14 protein-coding genes are annotated in these 18,923 nt (G+C 33.5%); 3 read left to right on the top strand and 11 right to left on the bottom strand.

Features of this window, described 5'->3' with window-relative positions; translation table 11 throughout:
* Positions 1-533 precede the first annotated feature (533 nt).
* On the bottom strand, positions 534-2,798 hold the full coding sequence (locus ABJF52_RS17375; protein WP_348153178.1) for a patatin-like phospholipase family protein: 2,265 nt from the start codon (positions 2,796-2,798) through the stop codon (positions 534-536).
* Between the two features lie 18 nt (positions 2,799-2,816).
* Positions 2,817-4,607: an excinuclease ABC subunit UvrC gene (uvrC, locus tag ABJF52_RS17370; RefSeq protein ID WP_348153177.1), complete on the bottom strand. Its 1,791-nt coding sequence runs from the start codon at positions 4,605-4,607 to the stop codon at positions 2,817-2,819.
* Positions 4,608-5,081: 474 nt separating this feature from the next.
* Between uvrC and ABJF52_RS17365 the strand changes: the two genes are divergently transcribed.
* Positions 5,082-5,648, top strand: a complete 567-nt coding sequence (locus tag ABJF52_RS17365; protein WP_348153175.1) for a 5-formyltetrahydrofolate cyclo-ligase — start codon at positions 5,082-5,084, stop codon at positions 5,646-5,648.
* Here the strand turns inward: ABJF52_RS17365 and ABJF52_RS17360 are convergent.
* The 4 genes from ABJF52_RS17360 to ileS all read right to left on the bottom strand — a co-directional run bounded on the left by ABJF52_RS17360 (position 5,627) and on the right by ileS (position 10,810).
* Positions 5,627-6,298: a lipoprotein signal peptidase gene (locus ABJF52_RS17360; RefSeq protein WP_348153173.1), complete on the bottom strand. Its 672-nt coding sequence runs from the start codon at positions 6,296-6,298 to the stop codon at positions 5,627-5,629. The two genes, ABJF52_RS17365 and ABJF52_RS17360, sit on opposite strands and share 22 nt — an antisense overlap.
* Positions 6,299-6,344: 46 nt before the next feature.
* A complete protein-coding gene (locus ABJF52_RS17355) occupies positions 6,345-6,962 on the bottom strand; it encodes a DUF4097 family beta strand repeat-containing protein (RefSeq protein WP_348153172.1) in 618 nt (205 codons plus the stop codon).
* A 61-nt stretch (positions 6,963-7,023) separates the two neighbouring features.
* Positions 7,024-7,407 carry a TraR/DksA C4-type zinc finger protein gene (locus ABJF52_RS17350; RefSeq protein ID WP_348153170.1) on the bottom strand — a complete coding sequence of 128 codons (384 nt, stop codon included), beginning with the start codon at positions 7,405-7,407 and terminating at the stop codon, positions 7,024-7,026.
* A 4-nt stretch (positions 7,408-7,411) separates the two neighbouring features.
* The gene (gene ileS, locus ABJF52_RS17345) at positions 7,412-10,810 is read right to left on the bottom strand and encodes an isoleucine--tRNA ligase (protein WP_348153169.1); all 3,399 of its coding nucleotides are present in this window, start codon (positions 10,808-10,810) and stop codon (positions 7,412-7,414) included.
* A 300-nt stretch (positions 10,811-11,110) separates the two neighbouring features.
* Here ileS and ABJF52_RS17340 point away from each other — a divergent pair, with 300 nt between their 5' ends.
* Positions 11,111-11,560 (top strand): hypothetical protein, encoded by a 450-nt coding sequence (locus tag ABJF52_RS17340; protein WP_348153167.1) that lies wholly within the window; start codon positions 11,111-11,113, stop codon positions 11,558-11,560.
* 73 nt (positions 11,561-11,633) lie between these two features.
* Here ABJF52_RS17340 and ABJF52_RS17335 read toward each other — a convergent pair whose 3' ends face one another.
* The 4 genes from ABJF52_RS17335 to ABJF52_RS17320 form a co-directional block, all read right to left on the bottom strand.
* Complete coding sequence (locus ABJF52_RS17335; protein WP_348153165.1) at positions 11,634-14,045, bottom strand: TonB-dependent receptor; 2,412 nt, start codon at positions 14,043-14,045, stop codon at positions 11,634-11,636.
* Positions 14,045-14,764, bottom strand: coding sequence for a DNA repair protein RecO (gene recO, locus ABJF52_RS17330; RefSeq protein ID WP_348153164.1), 720 nt, complete (start codon positions 14,762-14,764; stop codon positions 14,045-14,047). Before recO ends, ABJF52_RS17335 begins: the two co-directional genes overlap by 1 nt.
* A gap of 150 nt (positions 14,765-14,914) precedes the next feature.
* Positions 14,915-16,258, bottom strand: coding sequence for an NADP-specific glutamate dehydrogenase (gene gdhA, locus ABJF52_RS17325; protein ID WP_348153231.1), 1,344 nt, complete (start codon positions 16,256-16,258; stop codon positions 14,915-14,917).
* A gap of 141 nt (positions 16,259-16,399) precedes the next feature.
* A complete protein-coding gene (locus ABJF52_RS17320) occupies positions 16,400-17,554 on the bottom strand; it encodes a cystathionine gamma-synthase (protein WP_348153162.1) in 1,155 nt (384 codons plus the stop codon).
* A gap of 62 nt (positions 17,555-17,616) precedes the next feature.
* Between ABJF52_RS17320 and ABJF52_RS17315 the strand changes: the two genes are divergently transcribed.
* A complete protein-coding gene (locus ABJF52_RS17315) occupies positions 17,617-18,393 on the top strand; it encodes a DUF3298 domain-containing protein (protein ID WP_348153160.1) in 777 nt (258 codons plus the stop codon).
* Here the strand turns inward: ABJF52_RS17315 and ABJF52_RS17310 are convergent.
* Positions 18,371-18,826 carry a DinB family protein gene (locus tag ABJF52_RS17310; RefSeq protein WP_348153158.1) on the bottom strand — a complete coding sequence of 152 codons (456 nt, stop codon included), beginning with the start codon at positions 18,824-18,826 and terminating at the stop codon, positions 18,371-18,373. The genes ABJF52_RS17315 and ABJF52_RS17310 overlap by 23 nt on opposite strands.
* Positions 18,827-18,923 lie beyond the last annotated feature (97 nt).

Below are 18,923 nucleotides of genomic sequence, written 5' to 3'. Positions count from 1 at the left end.
ATCTCTTCATAGCCTTAGAAATTAGACTAAAATTAAACAAAGTGTATTAAATTTTAGTATTGTCACTGTTATTAAAACAAAATTTATTCCAAAGTATTGTTCGATTCATTTAAAATTGACTCTTGGGGGATATTTATGATTAGAAAAATGATTTATATAAAAAAAGCCCAGTTTTTTAAACTGGGCTTTTCCTAAATAACCAACCAAACTTTAAATTATGAAAAACCAATACTTAAAGTTGTAAGGGAACCACCCCTTACTCCTACAAATTTACAGCAAAGTTTATTTCAAAAAAGTCTTTTAACTTACTTTAACTAAAGCATTAACATATTTTAGCTCAAATGGATTGAATTTTGGAATTTTTTAAGAAAAACAGGGCCTTAACAGCAAACTTACAAGTAAAAATATATGCCATCTTCACCTTTTATTTATGCATAAAACAATACCAAATGAAGACAATTTACCTAAAGAGCAAAGCACTAACATTGTAAGGTATTATTAATTAGGGTTTAGTGATGTTTTTACAAGAAAAACTAGAACCAATAACCTATACTGAAAAAGAAATTACCCTCATTTTGTTCTGGAGTCCAGGAGTAAAAAACTTGCATGGGCCCAATTAAAGATTCAATACCATATCCCACAGCATAACCAGAATAATTGGGAGCAGTAAACCACTCCCCAGTTCGAAATAAATCATCATCTACATTCGCGAAATTCGCTGCCAACAAAACATGATTCTTCGGAGCTATTTCCAAATCGAAACGACCATATGCTTTCACAAAACTATTTCCTGGTAAGGCTATAAAATCATATCCGAAAAATGGTCTGATATTGTTAATTAAATCAGTACCATACCCCCCTAAAACAAAGTCCATTGCAGTAACTGGCGAGGTACCTAGTTTAAAACCACCTTCAGTTTCAATATTAAAAGATAGATTATCTAAAAGCGGAAATGCAGCTCCAAAACGTGCTTTGGCCACAGAAAACTCTCTAAAATTATTATTGAAATCGGAAGAGAAAAGATACACATGATAATCACCGTCAAAAAGCAATCCTTTTGAAGGAAAGTATTTATCATCATAAGTATCCAATGTAAGCTGACCATATAAACTATAATAATTACTTTTCTCAAAAATAGTTTTACCATCTTCAACAATTAAATCTTCTGTCAGCTCTTCTTCGGTTACTTCACCTATTGTTTTGGTACTAAATTTTAAATATTTATGTTCAGCACCCAAACGAAAAGCAAATTCTTCTTTTACTACTGTTTGCACATAAATTTGATTGGTAAAATCAGTTAAATCCAAACTTATATTATTGATAATTAGTCCAGGACCAACATTAAAGTTCGATTCAATTAATTCATAACTAACATCTTGTTTAAAATCGTTGTAGCGGGAATTAAATCCAAAGCTCCAGTAGGGACCTTTATCAACAAAATAATGAAGATTATAACGAATATTATCCCCAAAAATAAAGTCGAATGAACCTACGTCATCCTTCATAAACAAATTTTTGTGCGAAATATTTATGAGTGCCGATGTTTTATACAAATCATCGTAATGCCCACTTAACCGCAATAATGTTTTTGTTTTATTTTCCCTCAGGTCAATTACAAGGTCAACGCCATCACCATTAGTTAGCAATTCATACCTAATTGTTTTAAAGTTATCTGTAGCAGATAAATTGTTTATGCCCTGTTGTAGTTTTTCAAAAGTAATTTTCTCATTATTCTCAAAACGCAATTTCCCTTTAACATAACCGCTTGTATAACTCTCATTGCCTTTTAGCACTACTTGCTTAACAATTAAACTATCTTTCTCGCTTATGGGCACAAACTTGCTTCTAGTCCATTCCTGCTCATCGGCAATTTTTTCTAATTCGCTTAATTTATCTTGTGCAGCCTGCACGCCGCTATCTATAATATTAGTACTTGAATCAAAATCTACTACCGTATAATTCGTTATTTCAGGTTTAATATATATATCGGTCTTTTCAACTTTATCAACCATATCAACAGCAGACCTATAGTTATTTATTTGAAGTAATATTTCTGTTGCTGACAGGAGTCCTTCTCGATCCGACAAACCTTGTTGCACATCTACGCCAATAATTACATCAGCACCCATTTTACGCACCTCATCAATTGGGTAATTATTTACCACACCGCCATCAATTAATATTTGATCACCTACCGGGGCAGGTTCAAAAAGTGAAGGGAAAGTACCACTAGCCATTATTGCTTCGGGTAAATATCCACGATCCAACAAAACTTCCTCTCCCGTTTCAACATTCGTAGCAATACATAGAAAAGGAATTGGTAATTTACTAAAATCACCTACATCTTTAACATGGTATAAAACTCGAACAAGTTCACTGTAAATATTTTGACCGCCAGAATAGGCCGAAGGAAAAGATAGTTTGAAATTATTAAAAGGTAAGGTTAATGCATATTTTTCAGATGCAGATTTCTCATAAAAAGATTTAGCACCCCTTGGAATTTTATCTTCTATTAAATCTGGAAAATCTAAATTCCGAAATAAAGAGTCCAATTGTTTAGCATTATAACCAGATGCATATAAACCGCCAACTATGGCACCCATACTAGTACCACCGATAAAATCTATTTTAATACCTGCTGCTTCAATTACCTTTAAAGCACCTATATGGGCTAAACCTTTTGCCCCACCGCCACTTAATACAACTCCTACTTTAAGGTCTTTTTTTTCAACAACAGATTGGCCATAATTATGGCTAATAATTAAAAAAAAGAGTATGTAAAATAGTCTCCTAACCATATATTATAAACGTGTAATCTAATGAAAAGTTTTATAAATTTTTTGTGCTTTTGACATACCAACAGTTTTTACTAAATCGTCTAAAGTTGCTTCTTTAATTCGTTTAACAGATTTAAATTGTTTTAAAAGGTCCTGGGCTGTTTTTTCACCTATGCCTTCAATAGCTTCTAAAGACGAGTTTATTGCTGCTTTACTTCGCAATTGCCTATGAAATGTAATTCCAAATCGGTGTGCTTCATTACGTAATTGCTGTATTATTTTTAAACTCTCAGATTTTTTATCGAGATAAAGCGGTATAGGATCTTCAGGAAAATAAATTTCTTCGAGTCTTTTAGCAATACCTACAATTGCAATTTTACCACGCAATCCAAGATTATCCAAACTTTTAACAGCAGATGACAATTGACCTTTACCGCCATCAATTACAATTAATTGTGGAAGATTAGCTTCTTCGTTTAATAATCGTTTATATCTTCTGTAAACAACTTCCTCCATTGATGCGAAATCATCCGGCCCTACAACCGTTTTTATATTAAACTTTCGATACTCTTTTTTTGCTGGTTTTCCATTTATAAACACAACACAAGCAGCAACTGGGTTGGAACCTTGTATATTACTATTATCAAAGCACTCAATATGGCGTGGTTCTTCAGAAAGGCGAAGATCTTTCTTCATTTGAGCCATAATGCGATTAGTATGCCTATCAGGATCAATAATTTTTATTTGCTTAAATCTATCTTGTCTAAAAAATTTAGCATTTCGCTCAGATAATTCTAAAATTCGCTTTTTATCTCCAGTTTTTGGCACACTAATTTTTAATTCAGGATCTACAGCAACCTCAAATGGCAAATACAATACTTTGGAGTGTGAATTAAATCTTTGCCTAATTTCTATAATTGCCATTTGTAATAGTTCATCATCCGTTTCATCAAGTTTCTTTTTCATCTCTAAGGTATGTGAACGAATTATTGCACCATGCGAAATTTGCAAAAAGTTTACATAGGCAAAATCTTCATCAGAAATTATGGTAAAAACGTCTACATTATTAATTTTAGGGTTAACAATGGTAGACTTAACTTGATAATTTTCAAGCACTTCAATCTTCTCTTTTATTTGCTGAGCTTCCTCATACAATCTTTTATCAGCTAGAGCAATCATTTGTTTTTTAAAATAATGCAAAGAAGATTTAAAATTCCCCTTTATAATATCTCGTATATCATTTACTTGTTGTTGGTAATCTTCTTCAGTTTGTAATCCTTCACAAGGACCTTTGCAATTCCCTAAGTGGTACTCCAAACAAACTTTATATTTTCCATCGGCAATCTTTTTCTCCGAAAGATCATAAGTACAAGTTCGTAATGGATAAATGCCTTTTATCAAATCCAATAAAACACGAACAGTATGCATATTTGTAAATGGACCGAAATACTCCGAGCCATCTTTAATATATTTTCGAGTTGGGAATATTCTAGGAAAGCGCTCTTTTTTAATACAAATCCAAGGATAACTCTTATCATCCTTTAGTAAAACATTGTATTTCGGCTGATACTTTTTAATTAAATTATTCTCTAATAATAAAGCATCGGTTTCTGTGGATACAACAATATGCTTTATAGAACATATTTGCTTAACAAGAATTCTTGTCTTACCATTTTCATGATTTTTAGTAAAATATGATGAGACCCGCCTTTTTAAATTCTTGGCTTTTCCAACATAAAGAATTTTATCGTCTTTATTATAAAACTGATAGACTCCAGGAGCATTTGGGAGTACACTTATTTGTATTTTAAGGGAGTCGTCTTGAGGCATGTAGTATAAACAAAATCTCTTTAGCGATATTAATGGTTAAATTACTATGTTTTTTTATTCTCTGAAGGATGTTTACGAGTTTTTAACGCTAAAGCATCCAAAAAAGATTCCATGTAAACTTTTATAAAGCTGCTTTTTAATCTAACTCTATATTCACAAATAAGAATTAACCCCTAATTGACTGAAAAATAACAGTTAAATAAAATATAAAATATGTCTCACAACAATGGTAAAAGTTAATAAAAAATTAAAAGTGTGCATTTCATCGATAAAAAGTTGCAGTTAATAGGGTTTTAACGATTTATTTTATTTACATTTAGCCATATCAATTACAAAAAGCATGGACAAATATTATATCATATTGGGACTTTATTTGGTCTTAATGGTTTGCTTCAAACTTTATTTCTCTTCATCCGTTAAAGAAATAGAGTAGCAAATTTTTACCCCCAAATTTAGCTAGTTTAATCTAAAATCATGAATAAAAAAGATTTAAGATTTAACTTTAAAAATCGCAGAAAAAGTAGTTCTCCTCAATTTTTGGCAAACGCTAGTTTAAGTATTGCCAATAACGCACTTAAAATTCCAATCTGGAATTTTGAATATTATCACATTTTTTTACCTATTTCTGAAAATAAAGAACCAGATACTTCATTTCTACTTTCGGTATTACAGGGAAAGGATAAAAATATAATCCTTCCCAAGGTTTTTGATAATAAATTAAAACACTTTTTACTTACTGATAGTACACGACTAAAAAATAGCAGCCTTAATATTCCAGAACCAGTGGATGGCATTGAAATTTTGCCTGATAAAATCGATGTAGTTTTCGTGCCCTTATTGGCATTCGACAAACTCGGAAATCGTGTAGGATATGGGAAAGGGTTTTATGACGAATTTCTTGCAAGCTGTAAGCCAGAAACTATAAAAGTAGGTCTATCATTTTTTGATCCTGTAGAAAAAATAAGTGATGTTTACGAAAAAGACATTCCGTTAGATTATTGCATTACTCCAAATAAAAATTACTCTTTTGCCGATAAGTAGTCTTCTTCAGAAGTAATTGATGTATCAACCTCTTCATCATGTTCTCCAAAAACTCTTTTATTAAACACAATTAAGATCCCTACACCAGTACTTATTGCGGTGTCTGCGATATTAAAAACGGGTTCAAAAAATCGGAATCTACTACCGCCAAAATAAGGCATCCATTCGGGCCAAGTAGTATCAACCATTGGAAAATATAGCATATCCACTACCTTACCATAAAAAAGACTTCCATAAGGCTCGTCAGAAAAAAGTGTTGCCACATTACCGTTACTAGCATCAAATAAAACACCATAAAATACCGAATCTAGGATATTCCCTAAAGCACCGGCAAAAATTAAACAAACTGCCAGAATATAAGTTCTTGGAGATTGTTTCTTTATTATATCAAATAGCCAATAACCAATTCCTACAATTGCAAATAACCTAAAAATAGTGAGTACAAGTTTTCCGGTATTATCAGAAATTGGCAATATATCGCTTAGTTTAGCACCCCAAGCAGCCCCTTCATTTTCAATAAAAAGAATTTTAAACCAATTATAAACATCTACAGACTCCCCTAAAACAAAATTGGTCTTGATATAGAACTTACTGACTTGGTCAATAATTAATATTAAAATGATAAGCAAAATTGACTTTTTTAGTCCCATATTATTTTATTCTCGGCAAAAATAACTCTTTAATTACAATTTCGAATTATTCACTTTTCATGAAATTAATGTCACCAGTGATAGTTTTTAAATCAAAATAATTGGTACCTACAGGAATAACGTTTTTTTCCACAATACCATATTTACTATTTGCATTTATTTCAGCTTGAAAAGCAGAAATATTAATATCACCACTTTGTGTTAACACCAGTGCATTATGCGAAACCTCCTTTAAATTACAAACACCGTCATTTAAGGTAACTTTTAAAAGCTTAAAAACACCCGTTGCGAAAATATTACAACTTGTACCATTGAGTTGTAAATTATGGTTTTCGGGTACACTTATATCTAAAGAAATTGAAATAACCTTATGCGCACTTAATTTATCATTAGGATTACGAAAATTTGGAGAAAAACCAGTACTTACTATTATATTCGAGTGTTCTTCTTTTAAATTAAGAATTAAATCTTGCTTGTATTCACCATCAATTGTTGCTTGCACCAACATTTCATCTGAATCAGAAGTCTTTAAGTTAATTCTAAAACAATTTTCAGCATCTATTTCAATGGCATCTATTTCATTATTTATTATAGTCTTCCTTACAATCTTTTGAGCACTTAAAAGATTAACAGCTAAAACTATAAAGAGAATTTGTTTATACATATATCAAAAAAACCTGCAAATTACTACTCTGCAGGTTTTAAAATTATGATTGCGTTCTATTTTACTTCTGCATGTTCTTAGCCTCTATGCTTAAGGTAGCATGTGGCACAAGTAAAAGTCGATCCTTATTTATTAATTTACCAGTTACACGACAAATACCATAAGTTTTGTTTTCAATACGTAACAAAGCATTTTTCAAGTCTCTAATAAACTTTTCTTGTCGAATTGCCAATTGGGTATTCGCTTCTTTACTCATTGTTTGTGATCCTTCTTCAAAAGCTTTAAAAGTAGGTGAAGTGTCATCTGTACCATTATTACCATCATTCATGTATGAACTTCTTAAAAGTTCTAGATGGCTTTTAGCTTTTTCAATCTTCTCCTCAATTACAACCCTGAACTCTTCCAAGTTTTTGTCAGAATATCTGACTTTTAAGTCGTCTGCCATTTTTTTAGTGTTTTTCGATAAATAATTTCGTTTTTACTTCATCAAAGGCAATTTCTGTGCCTTCATCCAATTTCTCCTCAAAAATAAGGTCTGCTGTTAAAGTTTCTGTTTTGATATAGTTAATATTACTTTCAACGGCTTTTTCTACAAATCCATCTTTCAATATTTTTACATCAATTTTATCAGTAACTTCATAACCAGAATCTTTTCGAATATTCTGAATTCGATTTACTAATTCCCTTGCAATTCCCTCTTTTCTTAGGTCTTCGTCTATAGTTACATCGAGTGCTACAGTTAAAGCACCAGAGCTAGCAACTAACCAGCCTTCAATATCTTGCGAGGTAATCTCTACATCTTGTAACTGTAAATTAATGACTTTATTTCCAATATTAAGCGATATTTCGCCTTCTTGTTCTATTTTTTGGATATCATCCGGACCAAATGCACTAACACTTTGTGCTATTTGCTTCATTTCTCTCCCATATTTGGGACCTAAGACTTTAAAATTAGGTTTAATTTGCTTTACTAAAATATTTGAGGCGTCATCTAAAAGCTCTATTTCTTTTACATTTACCTCAGACATTATTAATTCTGATACTGCCTCAATATCTTCCTTCTGTTCTTCATTTAATATGGGAATCATAATTCTTTTAAGTGGCTGGCGAACTTTTATTCTTTCTTTCTGACGAATGGATAATACCAAAGAAGAAATAGTTTGTGCCTTTTCCATTTTTCGTTCCAGTGCCACATCAATAAAAGATGTGTCGCATACTGGAAAGTTCGCTAAATGAACACTTTCAAATGCTTCTTGTTCAGTTGCTGCCATTAAATCCTTATATAAACGATCCATAAAAAATGGAGCAACAGGAGCTGACAATTTAGCTACTGTAGTTAAACAGGTATATAATGTCTGATACGCTGATATCTTATCTTCTTGATAATCTCCTTTCCAGAAACGTCTTCTGCACAAGCGTACATACCAATTACTTAAATTTTCTTGCACAAAATTAGAAATAGCCCTAGTAGCTCTTGTTGGTTCATAATCACCATAAGCTTCATCAACATTTCTTATTAAAGTATGAAGTTCTGATAAAATCCATCGATCAATTTCTGGCCTTTTTTCTAAAGAAACATTCTCTTCAGCATACTTAAATTCATCAATATTAGCATACAGCGAAAAGAATGAATAGGTATTATATAATGTGCCGAAGAATTTTCTTTTTACCTCAACAATACCATCAATATCAAATTTCAGGTTATCCCAAGGGTTTGCATTAGAAATCATATACCAACGGGTAGCGTCTGGACCATGAGCGTTCATAGTATCAAAAGGATCTACGGCATTCCCCAATCGTTTAGACATTTTCTTTCCATCTTTATCTAATACGAGTCCGTTAGAAACTACATTTTTATAAGCTACAGAATCGAAAACCATGGTAGCAATAGCATGAAGTGTATAAAACCATCCTCTTGTTTGGTCCACACCTTCTGCTATAAAATTTGCTGGAAACGTTTCACCCTCATCTATTAAATCTCCATTTTCAAACGGATAATGCCATTGTGCATAGGGCATAGATCCACTATCAAACCACACATCAATAAGATCACTTTCTCGTTTCATGGGTTTACCAGCCTCTGAAACCAAAGTAATTTGATCAACAATATTTTTATGCAAATCTATTTTATCGTAATTCGCCTCAGACATATCACCAACGACAAAATCTTCAAAAATATCCTTATCTAAAACTCCTGCTTTAACAGCTTTAGTCATTTCAGTCTTAAGCTCTTCAACCGAACCAATCATTAACTCTTCGGTTCCATCTTCAGTCCTCCAAATTGGCAGCGGAATTCCCCAATAACGCGAACGAGATAAATTCCAATCGTTAGCATTTGCCAACCAATTTCCAAATCTTCCTTCCCCAGTTGCTTTTGGTTTCCAATTTATGGTTTTATTTAAGTCGAACATTTTGTCTTTAACATCCGAAATCTTAATAAACCAAGAATCTAGTGGGTAATACAAAACGGGTTTATCGGTACGCCAGCAATTAGGATAGCTGTGAACATACTTTTCGACCTTAAAGGCCTTATTCTCTTCTTTAAGTCGAATCGCTATCTCCACATCTACAGAGCGGTCTGGAGCCTCACCATCTTCGTAGTATTCATTTTTTACATATTTTCCTGCTAGTTCATCCATTTCCGGACGAAACTTTCCTTTAAGGTCTACTAATGGAACCGGGTTGGCATTTTCATCTAAAACCAAAAGTGGTGGAATTGGCGGCACCGCTTTTTGCGCTACAAACATATCATCTGCACCAAAGGTTGGCGCAGTGTGTACTATTCCAGTTCCGTCTTCAGTAGTAACAAAATCACCTTCAATAATTCTAAATGCATTTTCAGCGGCCTCATAAGGCAGGGCATAATCAAGAAGTTGTTCGTATTTTATTCCAACAAGGTCTTTACCAACGAACTCTTTAACTACGTAATACGGAATTTTTTTATCACCAGAAGCATACGCTAACAAATCAGACTTTTCATCAACCTTTACAAACTTTCCAGCAAATTGTTTTGAAACTAAACTTTTTGCCAAAACAACATTCATTGGTTGAAACGTATATTGGTTATAGGTTTCCACCAACACATAATCAATTTTCGGTCCTACCGTCAAAGCTGTATTTGAAGGAAGTGTCCAAGGAGTCGTCGTCCATGCTAAAAAGAAAATTGTTCCTTCATTCTTAAGAAAATCCGGCAATGATTCTTCAACAGCTTTAAACTGAGCAACTACTGTAGTATCGGTAACATCTTGATAAGTTCCTGGTTGGTTTAATTCATGAGAGCTTAATCCAGTGCCTGCCTTAGGTGAATAAGGCTGAATGGTATACCCTTTATAAATAAGGCCTTTATCGTAAATCTGTTTGAGCAACCACCAAACAGTTTCCATATATTTAGACTTATAGGTAATGTATGGATCATCCATATCTACCCAATAGCCAACTTTTTCTGTCATTTCATTCCAAACATCGGTATAGCGCATAACAGCCTTTTTACAAGCAGCATTATATGCTACAACCGAAATTTTCTTACCAATATCTTCTTTAGTAATTCCAAGTTCTTTTTCTACCCCCAGTTCAATTGGCAATCCATGAGTATCCCATCCAGCTTTACGTTTTACCTGAAAGCCTTTCATAGTCTTATATCTAGGAAATATATCTTTTATAGTACGTGCCATAACATGATGAATGCCCGGCATACCATTTGCGGAAGGTGGTCCTTCATAAAAAACATAACTTTCTTTCCCCTCTCGAGTAGTAACACTTTTTTCAAAAATGTCATTCGTTTTCCAATAACTTAATATTTCATCAGCTATATGGGGTAAATCTAATCCTTTGTATTCCGCGAATTTCATGTTTTTACTACTAAAATTAAGGCTGCAAAATTAGTGATTTTTTAAGGAAGTTAAGCGCAATAAACAAAAAGCACACCCCTTTTCTTATGGGTTTCAGCAAATTATAAATCACATTAAGATTAAAGTGCTAATTGGAAATAATTAATAGCCAATTGTTGTACACTTTACTATGCTAACATATTCAAAATTTTAAGCTGCAAATTTTAACAATTACACATAAATTTCTGTTAAAGAATCTAAAACCGCTTCTATTGCGTATATCCAATGATCATTAACAGTAAAACACTAATAACAAAGCAAATGAAAAAAGTAATTTTAAGTTCGATTTTAATGGTAGCAATGAGCGTATCATTTATTTCTTGTAGAGAAACTGCTGACAAGGCAACCGAAGCAACTGAAGCTGCAGCTGACGCTGCTGAAGAAGCGGGAGAAGCTATTGGCGATGCTGCTGAAGGCGCTATGGATAAAGCTGGAGAAGCAGTAGATGCTGCTAAAGAAGCTGGTTCTGATGCTGTAGATGCTGCGGGTAACGCAGTTGATTCTGCTAAAGATGCTGCTGGTAACGCGGTTGATTCTGCTAAAGACGCTGCTGGCAACGCAGTTGACTCTGCTAAGGATGCTGCTGGAAGTGCTGCAGATAAAGCAAAAGCTGTTGGTTCTGATGCGAAAGCAGCTGCTGGTGATGCAGTTGAAAAAGCTAAAGGAGCTGCAAGCGACTTAAAAAAAGACGCTAAAGATGCTGTGAACTAATTCACACAGCTAAACGTATTGAAAACCCTGACTTTTACGAGTCAGGGTTTTTTTTATATACCTTATCAACCTATTAAAAACTATAACCTAATCCTAAAATTAAATTTCTTCCAGGAGCTACAATACCCGAAGAATAAGTTCGATAGCGTTGATTGGTAATATTCTCAAAATTTAATGAAACCTTCCAATTATTATTAAAATTATACTGCGCTCTAGAATTAAGTGTATACCAAGAAGGAGAAAATGGATTTCCTTGTTCGTCAAGGGCATAGATATAGCTTTTACTTGTCTCAGAGGAGGCCAAATCTTCATTAGCTATTTCTCCATTATAGTTTACAAATAAATCCGTTTGTAATTCTTGGTTTTTCCATAAGATGTGGAAGTCACCAAAAGTTGGAGAAACATGGCGAGCTGGAGTTTCTGTGCCATCAGGCTCTTCTTCAATACCATCTGTAAAAGTTAAATTAGAAGACAAGGAAAGGTTATCCGTTAAAAAAGCTTCGAACCCAAATTCTACACCATATACAAAAGCTTTAGCAGCATTTTGAATAGCTTGAACGTTGCTCAACTCACCATTGTACATTATTTCAGATTGTCCATTAAACTCAAAATCTCTACGCACAAGCGCATCAACTAAGTACGTGTAGTACGTAGCTGCTTTGAAAACAACTTTATCCTTAAAATTCTTTCGCACACCTAATTCTGCATTATAGGCGTATTCTGGTTCTAAATCTAAATTTGGTACAACCACCGAGCCAGGTTCAGAATCAAAAACTTTACCGATATCATCCACATTTGGCGATCTAAAACCTGTAGAACCATTTAGAGTTAATTGCAAATCTGCTTTAGGAAACCAACTAAATCCAATACTACCAGTTAAGGCACCATTATTTAAGCTTGCCTCATCAAATGGAAACGGATAAAAAGTTTTATCAAAAACTGCATTTAGCCAAACATGACTATATCGTAAACCTGTTAATAAAGAAAAATTTGGTTTAGCTTTATGTTCAGCATTTATATAACCAGCCAAGGTTTGCCAACTAGCCCCATCAGGATACCGAGAAGCCGCATCTAACGTGATATTAGTTTCAATATTCCGTTGTTGGCCTTCCGAACCAACTTTATTATAAACATATTCACCTCCGTAATAAATTCTAGATTTTCCAATTTTCTTATTCTCAAAATCTACATTTAAAGAAAAAGCATCCACTTTTTCTTGAGTGCTAAACAATTCTAATTCTTGAAAATTCCTATCGTGCCTACTTTCTTCAAAATGCTGATATGCGGCAGTAAGCTTTAAACCATCGTAAAACCTTCCTTTTCCAATTTGTTTCACCTGAAAGTTACTCATAAACCATTTTTGTGGTCCATAATACCATTCAGATGATCTCAAACTTGTTCCATCTGAAGAAGGGCGAATTAATCTATCATATCTTGAATAATCCGTAGTTTCAGAATAATGAGTACCAAATTTAAAATCCCAATTATTATTTGGTTTAAATTCAATTTTTTGCATCAGATTGAACTGATTATAAGCAGTAGGATTCTGGTTTTTAGGATTACTGTTCGTCACTTCTACATCTTCACCAGCTATTCGTTCAACATAATTAGTTCTTAAATACGACTCAGGACCGTGTTCTCCCATGGCTAAATCTCCATAATTATTATAGGTTAAACTAGTTAAGAAAGCCCATTTCTTCTTACCAAAATTAAAGTCTGCATGTATTGTATTTTCGGTATTTGCGGTTGCGAAGCGGTAGTTCCCATTACCCTGAATTAAAAGACTATCATTCGTTGAAAATTGTGGTGTTTTAGTATAAAAATTCATTACACCTCCAATGGCATCACTTCCATAAATTACAGAGCCGGGTCCAAAAATAATCTCTGTGTTTTTTACTGAAAATGGATCAATAGAAATAACATTCTGAATATTACCGCCACGAAAAATTGCATTATTCATTCGAACACCATCAACAGACAACAAGAGACGATTGGTTGCAAAACCCCTAATCATAGGACTTCCTCCCCCCATTTGACTTTTCTGAACAAATACTTTTCCACTGCTTTGTAGCAAGTCGGCAGCTGTTTGCGGGTTATTAAAATCTATCTGTCTAGCATTGATAGATGTAGTTTTATGCGGAATATCTTTTTTCTGTTGTTCCCATTTAGAGACAGACATTACCACCTCCTCTAACTGTTCTGCTTTCATTACTAATGACACTACGTTGTGTTTACGAAGTATTGCACTTTTAACAATCCGCCTAACTTGATAGCTCAAATGCTTAAACGTAATTCTTTCGTTATTATCGAAAATAGAAAGCTCACATTTTCCATCAATATCGGAAATAGAAGTTTTGGTATGGTCAAAATTATAAACGGCTACATTTGACACAGGTTCGTTAGTATCACTATCTAAAATAGTAATCTCTTGGGCTATTGTAATTTGAAAGCACAAGAAAACAAAAAAGAATAAGGCCTTTTGCATCAACTAAATACTTCATTTAAAACAGCAAGTGATTTTGGCTTACGAAATCCTTGTAAATGGAGCTCAAAATAAAGCACAATTGACTTCAATAATTCTTGCCTGTTGGTTTTTTTCATGGTTATGTCATGAATTGCATCAAAATTTGTGCCTAACAACTGTTTAAATAAGACTAAATTTTCATTTGTAATAAAAGCATTCCCAGAAGGAAAATCAACAAAGACACCATCAACAAGGTCAAAACAATTCATTGAAATATTTTCCGTATCCGGGTAAAAACCTAAATATTTAGTAAGATTCAACAGGAAAATTAAATGGAAATTAGCAATTTTATCATGATTATCTAACCATTGCAAAGATGCTTCTAAAAATTGAAATAATTCGCTATTCGCCTCCTCCTCATGAATAGAGTTTCCTAACATTTCTGCCAAAAACAGTACTACAGAATTCTTCGTCATTTCGGTATGTAACGACTGATAATGATACGTTACTTTTACTTCTTTAATACTTTCTAAAGTGCCTTTATTTTTATGATTTGCATTAATTTCTAATTGCATTAAAGGTTGAAAATATGCCGCTTTAAGTTTTCCTTTTTTAGCCGTTAAAACTCCTTTTAATAAATAAGATTTTAAACCGTCTGAAGCAGTGTATATTCTAGAAATTAAACTTGTATCGCCATACTTTATTGAAGAAAGAACAATGCCTTTGGTAGATACTTGCATAAAAATTATTCGGTTTTTAACAAAGATAACCCCGAAAGTACGAAGTACATGTTTATAATAACAAAGTATCAAAAAGACCCATAGTTTTTATATAAACCATGGGTCTCAAAATATTCAATTTTGCCCTTTAAATCAGGAGCGCTTTATTTATTAGATTACACCCTGCGCCAACATTGCGTCTGCCACCTTAACAAATCCAGCAATATTTGCTCCTTTCACATAATTACAATACCCATCTTTTTCTTTACCAAACTCAATACAAGAAGAATGAATATCCTCCATAATATCTTTTAATCGCTCATCAACTTCTTCGCGAGTCCAGCTAATACGTAAAGAGTTCTGTGACATTTCTAAACCAGAAGTAGCAACGCCACCTGCATTTGATGCTTTACCCGGCGCGAATAATATTTTCGCATTTTGAAATTCGTGAATTGCTTCAGGCGTTGAAGGCATATTTGCCCCCTCTGCCACACAAATACATTTATTTTTAATTAATGTCTTAGCGTTTTTCCCATCCAATTCATTTTGAGTGGCGCATGGCAAAGCCACATCACAATTCACTTCCCATGGGGTTTTACCACTAATAAATTTAGCAGACTTATATTTCTTTGCATATTCTGAAATACGACCTCTTTTGTTATTTTTTAAATCCATAACAAAAGCCAGTTTCTTTTTATCAATTCCATCGCTATCATGTATGTATCCACCAGAATCGGAAAGTGTTACTACTTTACCACCCAAATCAAGCACCTTTTCGGCTGCATATTGAGCCACATTTCCTGAACCTGAAATTACAACGGTTTTATCTTTAAAACTTTCATCGATAGTCTTTAACATACTTTGTGCAAAATAAACAGTCCCATAACCCGTAGCCTCTGGTCTAATTTTAGAACCACCCCACGAAAGTCCTTTACCTGTTAATACACCAGTAAATTCGTTACGCATTTTCTTATACATTCCAAACAAGAAACCAATTTCGCGAGCTCCTACTCCTATGTCACCAGCGGGCACATCAGTATTTGGCCCAATATGTCTGCATAATTCGCTCATAAAAGCATGGCAAAAACGCATAACTTCATCGTCTGACTTACCTTTTGGGTCAAAGTCAGACCCACCTTTACCACCACCCATAGGCAGCGTAGTTAAACTATTTTTAAATACTTGCTCAAAAGCTAAAAACTTTAGAATACTTGCGTTAACGGAAGGGTGAAAACGGAGTCCGCCTTTATATGGGCCAATGGCCGAATTCATTTGAATTCGATATCCTCGGTTCACATGAATTTCTCCTTTATCATCAACCCAAGAAACTCGAAATGAAATTAAACGTTCAGGCTCAACCATACGTAACAAAATATTTTTGCCACTGTATATTTTTTTACGAGCTATATAGGGGATTACTGTTTCGGCAACTTCTTGAACTGCCTGTATGAATTCAGGTTCATGACCATTTCTGACCTTAACCTCATCCATAAATTTATCAATTTTAGATTGCATTTTTGCGTCCATAAATTCTAGTAAATAAATTTACTCAGCATAATAAATGCTAAGTTTAGATTATTGAATTTAAAATTAAACGGCAAAATTATGATATTCCTATATTTTAATGTGTCTTTTTTTAAAAATAATGCAAAAAATCTATCCAATCGCCTGTTCTAAGTCTTCGATTAAATCTGAAGCATCCTCAATTCCAACGCTCAACCTAATTAACGAATCTACAACGCCACTTTTTTCCCGTTCTTCTTTTGGAATACTTGCATGCGTCATACTTGCCGGATGCCCAGCTAAGCTTTCAACACCACCTAGAGATTCGGCCAATGTAAATACATTTAGATGCTCCACTATCTTAATCGCGTCATCATAAGATGCTCCTTTAGGTATAAAGGAAATCATTCCTCCAAAGTCATTCATTTGTTCTTTAGCTACCAAATGGTTTGGGTGTGAGTCTAATCCAGGCCAATATACTTTTTCAATTTTTGGGTGATTTTGAAGAAATTCAGCTATCGCTCTACCATTTTCACTATGGCGTTGCATTCTTACATGCAAGGTTTTAATACCTCGTAAAACAAGAAAACTATCCATAGGTCCGCAAACCGCACCACTAGCGTTTTGAATAAAATATAATTGATCTGCCAATTCTTTATCCTTAACAATTAGTGCGCCTAGTACTACATCCGAATGACCACCTAGATATTTTGTAGCGGAATGCATAACTAAATCAGCTCCCATTTCCAACGGACGTTGTAAATATGGTGTAGCAAATGTATTATCAACAGCCAAAAGCACTTTATGCTGTTTTGCCAATTTTGATACCGCCTTAACATCTATAATATTCATCATAGGATTGGTGGGTGTTTCTACCCAAATCAATCGTGTTTTTGAATTTATTTTCTTTTCAATTTCGTTTACATTTTGCATAGCTACAAAATGAAAAACTATACCATATTTTTCGAATATTTGTTTAAAAATTCGATAGCTGCCACCATATAAATCATTAGTAGAAATAACTTCATCCCCCGGATTTAGTAATTTGATTACAGCATCCATAGCAGCAAGTCCGCTCCCAAAAGCAAGTCCGTAATTACCACTTTCAATACTAGCCAAAGAATTTTCTAGTGCAGTACGCGTTGGATTACCACTTCGCGAATATTCAAAACCTTGATGTCCGCCTGGTGTAGTTTGGGCAAAAGTTGATGTTTGATAAATTGGTGGCATAACCGCCCCATAGGCCTTATCAGGTTTTTGCCCACCATGAATTGTCTTACTGTTGAATTTTAATTTTTTTTGGCTCATAAAATTGTATTAATGTTGCAAATGTATCGTTATCTTTTGTAGGATACAATGATGTATTAGTTATGAAAACCCCAAGTATTTACATAGTAATTTTAGTCTTACTCATTGGTTGTAAAAATGAGGATAAACTTACCTTGGCTCCCCAAATATTTTCTGGTGAAAACTGCGAGGGTTGTCCACAAATTTCCATTAATATTCCACAAGTTCTTGAAGAAACTAGACTTGCAGAAAATATCAATTCGAGTATTTCAAATGAAATTACTTCAATTCTACTTTTTGAAGATACTGATAATAGTCAATCTTATACTATTGAAGAAGGGATTGAGGCTTTTAAAAAGGAACATAGGGAAATAACAAAATTGTACCAAGACGAAGTTGAAACATGGGAAGCCACTATAGAAGGGGACGTATCTTATGAAGATAAAAACATGTTAACAATAATCTTAGCGTCATATTTATATTCAGGTGGTGCGCATGGTTATGAATCGATTCGGTTTTTAAATTTTGAAAAAAAAACTGGTAAAAAATTAAAAAATTACGAGTTATTTAAAGACGAGGAAGCCTTTAAAAATTTGGCAGAAAAGGCATTCCGTAAAGCTGAAGGTATCGCAGAAAATAAGTCTATAAACGCAACTGGATTTATGTTCGAAGGCGAGACATTTTACCTGCCAGAAAATTTGGGTTTCACTAAAGAAGGAATTAAATTACTGTATAACCAATATGAAGTAGCTTCGTATGCAGATGGACCTATAGAAATTATTATTCCTTATGAATCTGCTAAAAGTCATTTAAAAGGAGCGCTTAAAAAAGCACTTGCTACAACAACTTTTGAAGACTAATTATAGCTCCTATGTGCAATCCTTCATGTAAAACGTTAAATGCTATAGCATCTTCTGCATTTCCTAAGGTAACATTTGCACTAGTGGTATAGGCTTTATAATTTTTAAAAATCCCTTTATTATAATCTGCCTTTGTCTTTTCAGCCGTAGCAATCAATAAATCTTTTACTAGTTGTATATCATCATCTGAAGCAGTACCATCCGGCACAGTACCCTTTCGAAATTTATCTACCAAATGCTCTGGTATTTGCAATTCTAATCCACTGAATTTATAAACCAACAACTGTTCAGTAACCAAAACATGAGCAATATTCCACCAGATATTATTGTTATGGCTTGTTGGTATCTTTAAAAGGTCAGCTTTCGAAGTTTCTTCTAAAACTTTATATAATCGGTGACGACTTTTAAGTGTAATATCAAAAATTTTGTTCATGGTAGAAAATGATTTAGCCTCAAATTTAGAGCAATTACTTTAAAAACGGTTTCTTTGTAGTCTTAAAATTTTTTTTCTAAAATACATGAAAATGCAT

Source organism: Aurantibacter sp. (assembly GCF_039941195.1).
In the GTDB taxonomy this organism is placed as follows: domain Bacteria; phylum Bacteroidota; class Bacteroidia; order Flavobacteriales; family Flavobacteriaceae; genus Aurantibacter_A.
This window is presented reverse-complemented; position numbering and strand designations above follow the sequence as displayed.

Excerpts from the sequence above, each read along its gene's own strand:
- uvrC (WP_348153177.1), bottom strand. The coding sequence starts at position 4,607 with ATGCCTCAAGACGACTCCCTTAAAATACAAATAAGTGTACTCCCAAAT.
- ileS (WP_348153169.1), bottom strand. The coding sequence starts at position 10,810 with ATGAAATTCGCGGAATACAAAGGATTAGATTTACCCCATATAGCTGAT.
- ABJF52_RS17315 (WP_348153160.1), top strand. The coding sequence starts at position 17,617 with ATGAAAACCCCAAGTATTTACATAGTAATTTTAGTCTTACTCATTGGT.
- ABJF52_RS17320 (WP_348153162.1), bottom strand. The coding sequence starts at position 17,554 with ATGAGCCAAAAAAAATTAAAATTCAACAGTAAGACAATTCATGGTGGG.
- recO (WP_348153164.1), bottom strand. The coding sequence starts at position 14,764 with ATGCAAGTATCTACCAAAGGCATTGTTCTTTCTTCAATAAAGTATGGC.
- ABJF52_RS17340 (WP_348153167.1), top strand. The coding sequence starts at position 11,111 with ATGAAAAAAGTAATTTTAAGTTCGATTTTAATGGTAGCAATGAGCGTA.
- ABJF52_RS17365 (WP_348153175.1), top strand. The coding sequence starts at position 5,082 with ATGAATAAAAAAGATTTAAGATTTAACTTTAAAAATCGCAGAAAAAGT.
- ABJF52_RS17350 (WP_348153170.1), bottom strand. The coding sequence starts at position 7,407 with ATGGCAGACGACTTAAAAGTCAGATATTCTGACAAAAACTTGGAAGAG.
- ABJF52_RS17360 (WP_348153173.1), bottom strand. The coding sequence starts at position 6,298 with ATGGGACTAAAAAAGTCAATTTTGCTTATCATTTTAATATTAATTATT.
- ABJF52_RS17310 (WP_348153158.1), bottom strand. The coding sequence starts at position 18,826 with ATGAACAAAATTTTTGATATTACACTTAAAAGTCGTCACCGATTATAT.
- gdhA (WP_348153231.1), bottom strand. The coding sequence starts at position 16,258 with ATGCAATCTAAAATTGATAAATTTATGGATGAGGTTAAGGTCAGAAAT.
- ABJF52_RS17355 (WP_348153172.1), bottom strand. The coding sequence starts at position 6,962 with ATGTATAAACAAATTCTCTTTATAGTTTTAGCTGTTAATCTTTTAAGT.
- ABJF52_RS17375 (WP_348153178.1), bottom strand. The coding sequence starts at position 2,798 with ATGGTTAGGAGACTATTTTACATACTCTTTTTTTTAATTATTAGCCAT.
- ABJF52_RS17335 (WP_348153165.1), bottom strand. The coding sequence starts at position 14,045 with ATGCAAAAGGCCTTATTCTTTTTTGTTTTCTTGTGCTTTCAAATTACA.